Annotated in this window: 6 protein-coding genes and 1 pseudogene; 3 read left to right on the top strand and 4 right to left on the bottom strand. The window is 40.0% G+C overall.

The window, feature by feature from the left end:
• Positions 1 to 136: 136 nt before the first annotated feature.
• Complete coding sequence (locus AAC855_RS15220; RefSeq protein ID WP_340610712.1) at positions 137 to 748, bottom strand: hypothetical protein; 612 nt, start codon at positions 746 to 748, stop codon at positions 137 to 139.
• Between the two features lie 535 nt (positions 749 to 1283).
• Here AAC855_RS15220 and AAC855_RS15215 point away from each other — a divergent pair.
• Both AAC855_RS15215 and AAC855_RS15210 read left to right on the top strand, forming a co-directional pair.
• A complete protein-coding gene (locus AAC855_RS15215; RefSeq protein ID WP_340610711.1) occupies positions 1284 to 2150 on the top strand; it encodes a DUF817 domain-containing protein in 867 nt (288 codons plus the stop codon).
• 421 nt (positions 2151 to 2571) lie between these two features.
• A complete protein-coding gene (locus AAC855_RS15210; protein ID WP_340610709.1) occupies positions 2572 to 4854 on the top strand; it encodes an alkaline phosphatase family protein in 2283 nt (760 codons plus the stop codon).
• A 116-nt stretch (positions 4855 to 4970) separates the two neighbouring features.
• Here the strand turns inward: AAC855_RS15210 and AAC855_RS21685 are convergent.
• From AAC855_RS21685 to AAC855_RS15200, 3 genes and pseudogenes are all read right to left on the bottom strand, one after another.
• Positions 4971 to 5150 (bottom strand): annotated as a pseudogene (locus AAC855_RS21685) (IS5/IS1182 family transposase); the annotation flags it as partial.
• Between the two features lie 47 nt (positions 5151 to 5197).
• Positions 5198 to 6079: a hypothetical protein gene (locus AAC855_RS15205; protein WP_340610708.1), complete on the bottom strand. Its 882-nt coding sequence runs from the start codon at positions 6077 to 6079 to the stop codon at positions 5198 to 5200.
• An 88-nt stretch (positions 6080 to 6167) separates the two neighbouring features.
• Entirely contained in the window at positions 6168 to 7706 is a 1539-nt protein-coding gene (locus AAC855_RS15200) for a hypothetical protein (RefSeq protein WP_340610707.1), read from the bottom strand.
• Between the two features lie 766 nt (positions 7707 to 8472).
• Here AAC855_RS15200 and AAC855_RS15195 point away from each other — a divergent pair.
• Positions 8473 to 13491, top strand: a complete 5019-nt coding sequence (locus AAC855_RS15195) for an autotransporter outer membrane beta-barrel domain-containing protein (protein WP_340610706.1) — start codon at positions 8473 to 8475, stop codon at positions 13489 to 13491.
• Positions 13492 to 13863: the final 372 nt, after the last annotated feature.

Below are 13863 nucleotides of genomic sequence, written 5' to 3'. Positions count from 1 at the left end.
TGATGATTGAGTTGATTTATATTATGTTAAATATTTAACATGTGGATTATTTTTTTCTGACAATAGAAATGGACTCAATAACGTTTTTATGACAGTGATCATAAAGATACGTTATTGAAAATGATTAAAGTATTTATCACGGATACTTAAATCGAGTACTATTTGGAATAATGACAAAAGCATTTCCCTGTTGGATCCTAATCCTTTGACTATCTGGTAATTTGAACCATGGGCGGGTAAATACATCCCAGCATGATGTTGTCATAGCGTTGTCATATAAATTTATATTTGACTTGTATCCTATGGCCCAGCCAATTTTTACGCCTTCCTCTATCAGCGTCTGAACAAGTGTAGGCAAGAATTCACCTTTACCCGCTTGACAGGCTTTCATTGATATCAAACCAACCTGAGTTAACCCGTAGTCGATAAGCATACGGGCAAACGATGCGCCATCAAGCCGACCAAATTCTTCGTGGTAAATTCGGTTGCCATGATCTGCACCATGAGCAACGACGATTAATTTTGAATTAAGATCGCACTGAGCAAAGGGCTTATCCGCAGGTTGAGAAAAGTGACTATGAGGAGGAGGTAAATCTCGATATCCGACAATCGTTTTTGTGGCGAAGGAGTGTGCCTCAGGGATCTGGTATCTTCTTTTGAGCATTTCACTAGTGGGTAACAAAGGATCTCTGGGCCTGTTTGGTCTATTGACCGGAAATAATAGTATAAAAACTTTATTCCATTTCATGGTGTTACTCCTCATTTTTATCGGAAAATAAATAATGCGTATGCTCGGAGATAACTGGTTTTAGCGCGGTATTGCAGTGATTTCAGCTGATTAAAGATTAATATAAATGGGAATGTTTGTAAGATCGTCTGGAATTCTCAGCTTTAGCCCGCCTTGCTGAACATCACGGTTAAGCCTGTCAATACGGGATATCGGGATAACAGGCCATGCCCAGAAAAAATCAATACCCGCTCTTTATACACAATACACAATGGATTTCAATATATATTGCGGCGATAAGGAGAGTATCCCCAGTAGTATAGATAGCCGTATGTTTATAAAAACGGTGACCGGGGTTTAACAAAGAGACAACGTGAAAGGCGAAATGTATATTAAGCTTTTAGTACAACATGCTATACGTATCCTCGGTATGTTTAAACCGATTATTGAATGAATAGATGCGGATGAATGATTACTCAAATTTTGTTAGAATTCGTGGCGTGACATAGGGATTACTGTAGTGAATTAACAACAAATAAAATAATAGGTTAATTGAATGGAAAATGTGTATCAGAAACTTAATATTCTGAATAGAATTGATAAATTATTAATGGAACATAAGCCCAATAATAGCACCGGTGTTAAACGGTTTATTTTAGAGTTTCTTTTCTTTGGTTTGATTAATGCCCGTTCGTGCTTATTCGCCGGTTTCTTTTTTTTGGCTTTATTTTTAGTGCCGGCAAAAGGTATCTTGGGTATACCGCGTTATGATGTACTGCTAGTCTTTGCAGTAGGCTTTCAGGCATTGTTAATACGGTTCAAGCTTGAAACATGGGATGAATTTAAAGCGATTTGTGTCTTCCACTTAGTGGGTTTTATCATGGAGTTGTTTAAAACTTCAGCCTCTATCAGTTCATGGCAATATCCTGATGCTGCGTTCACTAAACTGTGGGGAGTCCCATTATTTACAGGTTTTATGTATGCCGCTGTAGGGAGCTTTATTATACAGTCATGGCGTTTTTTTAAAGTGCGCATTGAGCACTATCCACCGTATTGGATGGCCACATTGGTAGCTCTGGCTATTTATATCAACTTCTTTAGTCACCATTATATTGATGATTATCGTTGGTACTTAACGGCTTTTATTTTTGGATTGTATGCCCGTGGCACTATTTTTTATACGCCATTGGATAAAGAACGTAAAATGCCGCTATTATTATCGTTTATATTAATTGGCTTTTTTATCTGGTTAGCAGAAAACTTCGGCACCTTTTTTGGAGTTTGGCAATATCCTAATCAATTAGGTGCTTGGTCTGTTGTTCATGCAGGAAAGTGGGGAGCATGGTCATTATTGGTCGTTGTGACCTTTACGATTGTTGTCCACCTTAAACATATCAAATCAAGTGTGGCAATTGCCCGTTAGGGTAGTTTTGTTAAGTGGTGGGGTTCAGGAAGTTACCCCACCATTGCCCACTCAGGTGGATGAGGTGTGATATAACTATTAATATATTTATTTTTACATCTATTGCATTGGCTTTGAGTGTTAAAATATATTTATTTTAATGGCTTGGTAAGAATTTAATATATTCATTTATGGAAATCTGAATAAAGTAATCTCTCTTTTTTTATTGTTTATTTTTGTGTTTTTATATTTGCAACTATACTTTTAATTTAAACAAATGAATTTTTCATTAAAAATAACCTTGGGATAACGACCTTAAATTACATTTAATAAAAACAATAAATTGAATGGAAATATTTATTAAAAATCATTTTAAATAGCATCAAATATCTTAAATAAAAGATGCTATTACCTGACTAACATACAATAGAGAGAAAGTTCAATGTCACTTACATATGAATTCCTTGTCCAATGGACACCCTCAACCGGTGACTGGAATCTTTACCAGTTTATTAATTCTGATACTGCTGAGCTTCATTTAGTTAAGTCAGGCAATTGGCAGACAGTGAAATCAGGGCATCAACTTATTCCCATTGGTAACTATGTTATCGACAGGGAAATCGCATCCAACCAGTTCCGTTTGTGGCAAGTCGATATCTTTCAGGCGGATTTTTTGCCGTCTCTCATAACACAAGGAGATCTGAGTGCTGAGTTGGATCCTTCGACAGAAATTATTCCTTTAGGTAATTATTTGCTGTTATACAAGCCAGATACCGGTGCCTATCAATGTCAGCGTTTCGATCCATTCAGCAGTACATTGATGCTTACTGCTGATAGTCCACAAAATATTACCGGACACTGGCAAACAATCACGAATGCGGATTTAATACCTGCTGCAGGTTATGTCGTCAGCCGGGACAGAAGTAATGGTCAGTGCCGGACGTGGATGTTTGACGGTGGAAGTGCCTCTGATATTCTGCCTGAACCACAAATTCCCGGTATGCAGTGGACAATTGACCCGAGCACGAAACTTTGCACGCTGGGTGACAGAATTGTCGGCTGGGATCCTGATTCCCGCGATATTACTCTTTGGCCTGTTGATCCAACGCTGGCACATCCGGGGTTACCTTCAAAAACGATCACCGTCTGGAAGAGTGCCTTACCTGCCGATACCGTACTGTTTGGTATGACTCCCCTTGTCCCATTAGAATTGCCAGAAGGAGTGCAGGGTGGAGAGGATGGCCCGGGAACAATTCCCTGGATGCGGCAACGGATCAAAAAAGTGGTATATCTGATGCTGGAGAATCGCTCCTTAGACCATATGTTCGGTGATCTTTATACCGTGGATAAAGTCGGTAAATTTATTGGGCCTGATAAGCCTTTTGATGGAGCCAGTAATACGAACTGGAATGCGGATAAAAATGGTCACCGCTATTATCAAACCAAATTCTCCGTACACAGTGTGGACTACCCAAGAAGTGATCCCGATCATACATATTCAGGTATTATTCAACAATTATTTGATGGAGCTGAGCCCGGTGCTGGGCATATTCCAGAAATGAAAGGTTTCGTCAAGAGCTATAGCTTCAGTGGAAAATCGCCTAATGAGGTCATGGATTATTACGATCCTAGTATGCTGGAACCACTGAGTCTGTTGGGGAAGCAATATGCGGTTTCCGATACCTGGTTCTGCTCCTTGCCTGGCCCTACTGACCCAAATCGGGCTTTTTCGCTAACAGGATCATCTTTCTGCAAAACGGAGAATTTTGATTCCGGAGAAATCTATATTTCGTGGCCTAAGTCTCCTCGTCGTCCCTCAGTTTGGGATGTGTTATGGGCTCACGGTATCAAGGACTGGAAACTTTATTACCACGCTACGTGGGGAAAACTGCAATATACCAACCAATTGTTTTTAAAGGGACATATTGACGAAGTCGATCAAAAAACCGACCATTACAACACGGATATCAGCGAATTCATATCATCAGCCAAAGCAGGTACATTGCCAGCGTTCAGTTTTATTGAACCCGCATGGGTTGGAAATTCATCAGGCATGGTTCCTAACTCCTGTCATCCTCCTTCAGATATGGCTCCCGGATTAAAAATGGTGGCGGACATCTACAATGCTTTACGTCAGGGGCCTGACTTCGATCAGACACTGCTGATAATCACTTTCGATGAGCACGGTGGCATCTATGATCACGTTCCACCTCCTTATACCAACAATGCTTATCGTAATGATACTGAGGGAGGTTTTGGCTTTGATTTGCTTGGGGTACGTGTCCCGACGGTGCTCATTTCACCCTGGATAGAGAATTCGACGGTCTTTCGTTCAGCGCAAGAAGGACGCCAATACGATGCCACATCATTTCTTTCAACCTTGTTGCAATGGCAGGGAATACAGGCATCGAATTGGTGGTTAGGTGATCGCATACGGGCAGCTGCCAGTTTTGAATCGGTATTTCAGGCTGAGCATCTCCGCAAAGACATACCACTCAGTGTACAGGCTCCTGAGCTTGATCCTAAACAGCTCGACATGCCCATGAACGAGTTACATCAGCTCTTTATTACTCGCATCGTGTACACACTTTGTACCGGTATTTTATCCTCTGAAGAAATAGAGCAGGAAGCTCAGGGCATTTGCGCCCTTGGAAGCATCCGGCTGGCAACACAGGCTTTGGATAAGCTGGAGATCCGACTTAAGGCTGTTCATTCAAAAAGTTGAGATAAATTATTATTGGCGTCAAATAACGAAACCTCCAAGGAGCTCATCAAACAAGAAGGTATGCTACCGGTAATTCCATGTCAGAAAAACAGTCGAAAATTGGATAAACAAATTGATATTTGCCGGAAAATATCGGAGTGGTTGAAGTGGCGTCGGTGGTTTTGATTGAGGATAGAGGTATCAAGGACTTTTCCTGCCCGCCCGAACAGCAAAAAGCAGAGGTACGTCATATTAACCTGAATCTCCTGAACCAACCGACGTCCACTGGGGACATCAAATAAATAGCTCAGCACCATCCTTTGGAAAATAGCGGAGAGCAAGGTATTTATTCACTGATCCTCACTCAACCTTCAACAAAAGACGTGATGTAGGTATGGAAAGTGCAATCATTAAATTGGCATTCGGAACATTTGCCGCTAACCAGTACGGGGTTGATACCATTTGATGAAATCTGATGAATATACCAATGTTTCTCAAATCCATCGGGAGTATCAATCTCATTAAATACTAAACCATAGGTTTGTCTCTCTATGATAAAGGGCAACATCTGATAAGAATAACTGTAATCGGTTCCGGGTGCAGATCGATAGACCCATTTACCTTGTGCCAGTATAGGGCCTGTAGGACCCTGAGCCGAAATTTGTTGAATATACCAGCCGTTAAGAGAAACATCTGTGTATCCGAAATAGTAGGTTTTTTCTCCTTCGACAAAGGAGAATGATGGGTCTTTATCATCGCCATATTCTTTACTCCAAACACCAGTGTTCAGCTGTTTTCCCACACCTGTTTCCGAAGAAATTGGGTAGGTTTCCCACCAAGAGACAGCATCAATTATTGTGGCACCATTTGTAAGTATGTATGTCCCTTTAACAACCGGTGATACAGGTGTTGATTTTGTAATTGTGACTCTGTTAGTTGCGGAGTTAGCTGGGTATCCTTTACGATTAATAATCGTATAAAAAATATCATATTCACCGAGAGGTATAGTATAAAAAGGTATTGTTATTTGATACACAGGATAATTGATATTGTCACATGTAATAGAATATGGAGGTGAAGATATATATTCATTCAAATGAACAATAATTTTATCATCAATATGGACATCATCATATTGGTATATTTTTATTACTAGTTCGTGTTGATCTGATTTTTCTTCATCAATAGTATTATTGTAGCTTTGGGGTAAATAGGGTGCTCTAAGTTGGTTATTTTTCATCGCCATGTAATCACCTTTTCAAAAATTATCTTCTGAGTAAAAGATGACATGCTAATTATAAAATTAATAATTAGCATGTCACATATACTGATTATTAAGGCAAGACGGTATTGAACGCCGTAGTGAAAATTTTCGAGTTTTGGCTTTGAGTTTGGCCCTTAGGAATACGGTTGTATTCTATTGAAATCGATCCTGCCACATTATCACCTGCTGGTGCATAATTTTGAAGTTCATTAGCATTAATATGGGCTTTAAAATAACCAGATGTTACATCATCTGACTTCACGACATGATTTTTATCAATCTTAAACGGTAGAGTACGTTTTACTTCATTTTCATCAATGCAGTTTGAAATATGTACAGTAATCGTGATTGTATCATCTATGGCGATTGATTCAGAATTGTCCTTGACGTATCTCAGCCAAACTTCAAGCCCTTTGTTACCAATATCGTTGAGTGATATTGGATTAGGTTCATATATCTCTCGGTTGAACTGATTAAATACCCGGGGTTTATACAGAGGCCGAGGAGCATCACCAGGTTTTGGATTTTTGCTATCATAATATATGTATTGGAATTTGGATCTTGATGCGTTGTTGGCTGTAACAACAAGGTAACTAATATGATTAATACCCTCATACAGATACTTGTAAGGAACGCAAATATTATAATATCCGTTTGAAGGATCTGGTGAAAATTCAGCGTATAATTGTTTTTTATAAAAATTTTGCGTATTGTCCGTCACAAATCCAATTAAGAAACTACCAGACTTGATAGAATTGCTGGTCGGAATTTCAAATTCGAAATTTTCCTTGTGAGGCGGCTTTGTTAAATGAGAAGAAGTTAATATTCCGCCAATGCTTGGTGGACTAAGGTTTTGGGATAAATGAACTAATTGAGTAGTGATAAATATGGGTTGTGATGAGTAGTCTTCATTATTGAATATAGTATCAAGCTTAATTAACTGAACGAGATCTGTGGTGGCATATATTCTTAAATTCACAGCTTCATTTGATGTTTTCCGGATCAGATAGGAATAAATACCATTATATTTAAAATAATGAGTTATTTCATCTGGATTGCTCTGATCTCCTGTGAGTATTCTTATTTCAGCCGGTACTCTAAGGTGTATATCGTAGTGTGAGATTGAACCACCATCTTTTAGCTTCGGATTGATTGATGCCTGAATGAATGGATTATTTTCTGTTGGCAAGGGGCCTATAGCTCCAGCGGGTTGTGGATCGAATAAAAAAGCCGACTCTACGCTCACTTCACAAGTAGATGGATTCAGGTCTGGATTGTCGATAATTGTATAGGTTACACTTTTGTTTAACTCGGCTTCTGGACCAGCTGAAAACGAGAGTGTGCACCTGTTACTGTCATCTTTTGCATTAAATATTATTTGTTGATAAAAAGTAGTTCCTTGCATATAAGCAGGCATATGAACTAGTTGTTTGTTCACATCTGTCGTATTTTCCGGATCATACTCCACACCCGAAAAAGAAGTTATAAGGATTTTTGAATTATTGTTAAGAGATGCATCACCGCTCACTTTCACCATCACACTGAATGGTTGGCCTTTGATAACACTAGAACCATCAGCAGGATATAATACCTCGAGTTTTCCAGACATTTTATTATCCTTTTCAACGCGTAAAGTTTGTTGGAGTTTGCAAGCAAAGGTTATACTCAAAAAACAGATTTAATGTATATGAGAAAACATATAACTCTTGCAGTGAATTCCATTATTTTAAAAATAAGTTAATATTTATTTGACGATTTATTTTGTGTGCGTTAAATAATATTACCTATGTAATTGATAATTACAATCCTTTTGAAAGAAAACATTAATATGCTAAGGTGAATAATTGGTTAATGTTTTTACTCGTATATTTATCTGTCAATTGTAAATTTAATTACACTTTATTATTATTTCTCCAAAATAAGACGGTGTAGCTCTGATATACATCAGTATTAATTCAATGCATTGATAGTTTTGTTTTATTTATATCTGATTGACTATTGATTTTTAAGTGCTTGAAAATATATTTTTAGCCAGAAAATTCTTTAAATTCCCACGTTACCTTATAATATTATTGTCCAGTATGTTCGTTAGCACTCGCCTATACATTATGCCTGCATATGTAACAATGAAAATATTTTATCGGGTGCCTGATGCCGGAATCCAGAAGATCAATTTTTACTGATAGCGAACTACATGCTACTTATGGGGCGGAGCGTCAATATATCAATAGTAATGCGACCAAACCGGAATCTTAGACGAAGTTGTAAAGTTATTCTAAAGTAATAATGGTCTGAATGTATCTAGTTGTTTATTTTTTATATCAGACAGTTAGTCCTTTTTTAAACTTATTAAGAGTTATTTAAGGGTTTTACTTATGAAGAGATACAAACAGGCGGTATTGCCGATTGCACTTAGAGTGGCTTTATTTTTTCCTGGGGTGAGCACTGATGCAACTGCTGCCTCACCATGTGGCACTCCGAATACGACAACGACTATTCACGATACTCAAACAGAACCATGCAATTTATCAAATGGAGAAAATCTTACTATCAAGAAGAGAGTATCTATTAAAGTCCCTACAGAGCCATCATATGATTCGGGTAACTATGCCCTGAAATACAGTGCCGTCAATATCGGTAATGACAGTAATCAGGCTTCACTAATTTCAGTCGATAACATTAACAATAATGGCGAGTTACTAGGAGCAAAGGGAGTCACAGTAACTGCAACAGGTTCTGTTGGTGAATTGCTTAACAATGGAACTATGAGTGGAGGTAGCACAGCTATATGGGTTTCTGGTGAAATAGAAAAGCTAGATAATTATGGCATTATTAAATCTATAGTTGATACAGATGCCATAAATTCAATCGCTATTTATCAAGCCTCAGGACGATATACTGACAATAAATATGGGCGAGTAGGTAAAATCACGAATCATGAAATGGGATCGATTGATGGGATTACTGTTAATACAGCAACACTGACCACTCTTGATAATTATGGAACGTTGAAATCCCTTGCGGATATTGTAGGTTCTGCTGGTGCGACGATAGAAGTCTCAAATAATGGTGGAAATATCAGCAATATTAATAATTATGGAACAGTGTGTGGTCCCAATCATGGTATCCTAATCCAAGGTGGTGGACACCTCGGAAACCTCAATAATTTCTCGGTAAGTAAAGGCATTATGGCTGTTCAGGATGCCATTCAGGTATCTGGACAAGATATATCAGGCCTCCTCCCAAAATCATCCAGAATAAATCAAATTACTAACGAGTCCAGAATACATGGAAAACGAAATGGAATTCATATCGACAATAAAGGCACTGTTGATACCATTACGAATTCAGATGCGGGCGTAATACAGGGTGATCATTTTTCTATACTTAATAATGGGACTATTACTGATGGCATTCATAATGCAGGCACGATTAACGGTAATGTAGAGCTTGGAAGCGCCATTCTCTATGTGTCTGGATCGAAGGCCATTCTGAATGGCAATGTTACTGGATCGAAGGCCATTCTGAATGGCAATGTTACTAAATTGAAAGATTCAGTTGTGACTATTGGAAATAACGGCTCTACAGTGGAAAACCTTGACTTTACATTTACTCATAATATGAATGTCGGAATAGTCAAGATATTATCAGGAAATACATTACGCCTAGGAGACGGACATAACACAGGGAGTGTCTCTAATGACATTGATAATGAAGGACACCTTTATTTCAATCCCAGCGATAAATCAGCTTATAACCACGCTATAAGAGGAAAAGGCACTGTTCACCAAACGGGTAGTGGTACAACCATTTTGACAGGTTCAAATATCTATACTGGTGAGACAAATATCGAATCAGGCACTTTGCAACTGGGTCATAATGGGAGAACAGGGAGCATTGATAATACTGCCAAGGTGATAATCGGGCAAAAAGGAATACTGGCCTTCGATCGTTCAGATAAAGTGATGTTTGACCGTCATATTGAAGGAGTGGGTTCCCTTCGCCAGCAAGGTTCAGGAGATCTGATACTGACCGGCAATGTCGCTACGGGTAAACCGATCACCGTGACATCCGGTAAACTGTGGTTTGGCGATGGCACCACAATTGGCAAACTTTCGCTCGCCGGAATTGAGAATCAAGGAGCCGTTATCGTTGCTGGGGCAGATGACAGTACGGTGACACTTGATGGTGAGATAAACGGCACGGGAACGCTGGACATCATGGGAGGCAAGGCGGTTTTAACCGGTGACAGTACCTACTCGGGCCAGACCACCATTGGTCAGGGGGCCACGTTGCAGCTCGGAAATGGGGGTTCAGTGGGAAATTTAACCCAGAGCAATATTTTCAATAGTGGCATGCTAGCGTTTAACCATAGCAACAACAAAATGACTTATTCCAATGCCATATCGGGTAGTGGCAGTGTGGCACAAACTGGTACCCGTGGTACCACAATCCTGAACGGCCAGAATACGTATACCGGAGTAACATCGGTCAAAGCCGGTACATTACAGTTTGATTCCTGGACTAATATGCCCCAGACCCGCCTTGTAGATGTCAAATCTGAAGGCACACTGGCGCTTAATCTCAAGGGTACAAATCGCTTTGACGGTGTGATTTCTGGCAGTGGTCTTATCAAGAAGATAGGCACGGGGCTCACTACGTTCAGTGCAGATTCAGTTAACTTTACCGGTTCAACCCATGTTGAAACAGGCACTTTAGTCGTTGACGGTCAGTTAAACACATCTATGCTCAGGGTTCAAAGTGAGGGTACTGTCGCAGGTGTTGGCACCATTGGTGCCATAGGGAGTACGGCAACGATTGAAAACGGAGGGCGCCTTATCGGTCACCAAGATAATACTTTGACATTTGGTAACGATCTTATTTTCAGCAACGGCGCAAATGTAGATATATCACTTGGGGCAGAAAACATATCTGTACCCACATTATTTGATGTTAAGGGTAATCTGACACTGGCCGGGACGCTTGACGTCACAGATCTTGGCGGTTTCTCTGTCGGTGAATACGATATATTCAATTATGGCGGCAAATTAAACTATGACAGTAAGCTACCTGATTATGGTATGACGCTACTTACGGGTGGAAAACCGGGTTCACTCTCTCTCACGCACAGAAATAATAAAGTCTATCTCATTAACACTGGGGGTATACGCCTGAACTATTGGGATGGCGATAATGCCAGCAAACACGATAATGGTGTAATTGATGGGGGTAATGGCATTTGGCAGGTCGGTGGACCAGATAATTGGACATTAAAAGAAGGTAAACTGACAGGTGAACGTAATACCAGCTGGAGTAATAGCGACCAGTTTGCCATTTTTTCCGGCACCGCAGGGACGGTACGAGTCGATGATAGTGGTGGCAATGTCACGGTTAATGGCATGCAATTTAGCACCAGCGGCTACACTATCAATGGTCATCCATTAACTTTAAAAAATGATCCCAAAAACAGCGCTAAAATTCGCGTTGGAACGGGGAAAAAATCAGCAACTGATATGGTTGCGACGATTGAATCAAACTTAACGGGTTCGGCCACGCTTGAGACAACGGATTACGGTAAGCTGATTTTGAAGGGTGAGAATGATTACAACGGGGGTACAAAAATAACCCGCGGTGTTCTTCAGATAGGTGATGGCAGCACCAAAGGCAGTATTGCTGGCAATGTTGCCATAGGAAGTGAAGGTACCCTTATCTTTAACCGTTCAGATGATATAACGTTTGGCGGAGATATCACAGGTACAGGAAAACTTGTTCAAAATGGTACAGGAACCCTTACTCTGACTAGTGCTAATAACCACACAGGAATGGCAGAGGTACGGAGAGGGACATTCCGTCAGGGCAAAGAGGGGGCTTTCAGCCCAGCTTCGCTTTATACCATTGGACGACAAGGTAAGCTTGATACCGGTGGATTTAGTGCGACAATTTCCGCTTTGAATAACAGTGGCAGAGTATTAGTTGGCGGAGATAATAAAACCGTTGGGCGAGCACTAACCATTACGGGTGATTACACGGGAAATAACGGTACTGTAACTTTATCAACTATATTGGGCGGAGATAACTCAAAGACTGATAAATTTTTGGTAAAGGGCAACACATCGGGTTCAACTTATCTCGAGATCAAAAATGCTGGAGGAAATGGTGCACCGACGAGTGAAGGCATAAAAATTATTGATGTAGAAGGAAAATCAGACGGCACGTTCACTTTGTCTGGTGCCTATAGTTACAAAGGAGATCCAGCTATCGTGGCCGGAGCCTATGCCTATCGTCTTTATAAGAATGGCCTTGATAATTCGGATGGCAATTGGTATTTGCGCTCATCTCTGACCACTCCAAGCCCTAAACTAGAGCCAACGCATCTTTATCAGGCAGGTGTCAGTATTTACGAAATTTATGGTCGGGTTTTGCAGACGCTGAACGCTCCTGAATCCTTGCATAACCGACTCTATAGCGGTGAAGATAGGCTGCGTAGCATGAATAGCTTCAGCACTACTGTGGATGATGTGGATGAAAATAGTACAGACAATATCCCCTCTGGGGTATGGGGGCAGATAACAGCGTCTCACGGTAAGCTATCATCCCGTATCACTACCGCTGGAACTGGCAGTATCACTTATAATATGACCCGTGCTCAGGTTGGGGTAGATAAACGTCTTTATAACGATGGGCTGGGTACAGTGAATGGCGGTATTTTTCTGCAATATGCGAATATTAATGCTGATGCAGGCTCTGTGCACGGTGACGGCAATATCCATGCAAATGGTTACACGCTGGGTACTACCAGTACATGGCATGACAATAATGGGTTTTATTTGGATGGATTGGCTCAATTTAGTTATTTTAACAGTGACCTTAATTCAAAAACGGCAGGCCAATACTTGGGAAATAAGAAATCGGCTTTCGGATATGCATTGAGTCTGGAGTCAGGGCGTCGGATTGATTTAACCCCGACATGGTCACTCACCCCACAGACTCAGCTGGTTTATTCTTCTATTGATATGAAAGATTTTGATGACAGGTTTGGTACAAAAATCCGCTTTGATCAAAGCAATAATATGAAACTGCGTGTGGGCGCGACGATAGACTACAGTCAAAAGTGGTACGATGAGCAGAATCAGGATGAAAAAGCGTCAAATCTCTACGGGCTTTTCAACCTTCGACAGGAACTTCTGGGACGTAATGATGTAGTTGATGTTGCGAATGTTTCCTTCCATGGCGGCAATGAACGTACTTGGGGTGAAGCGGGAGCAGGTGGTTCCTACAGTTGGGGTAATGGTAGATATTTTGCCTATAGTCAGACTTCAGTCAATACCAGCCTGAAAAACTTTGCAGATAGTTACGAGCTGAGTGGGAAAATTGGTTTAAGGATGACATGGTGATTTAGATAGCCCATTGGTTTAATTTGATTTTTAGGTGGCGTGGCGCACTTTTCTCGAATAGTGTGTCACGATAATTTTTTTCAGAAAAATCTTTTAGTAATATAAATCTTAAAAAAGAAATATTTTAACTGATCATGAATGTGATAAAACGATTTTTATTTTGAGGTCATTACTATATCTCGTATAGTCACATTTTCTAATTTATGGATAATAATAAAATCTGATAATTAACCGACAAAGATACGAGTAAAAACACTAACTAATTGCTCACTTTAGCAGCTAATTTCTTTTTTATTAAAGGCATTGTGGTTATTTATTTTATCGGTAATACTGTTTTTTTGATATTAAAGTGTAAATAACACCCAAGGGAGT

Source organism: Xenorhabdus bharatensis, from assembly GCF_037996705.1.
Classification (GTDB): domain Bacteria; phylum Pseudomonadota; class Gammaproteobacteria; order Enterobacterales; family Enterobacteriaceae; genus Xenorhabdus; species Xenorhabdus bharatensis.
Note: the sequence above shows the minus strand (reverse complement) of the source record. Positions and strands in the feature narration are given on the sequence as shown.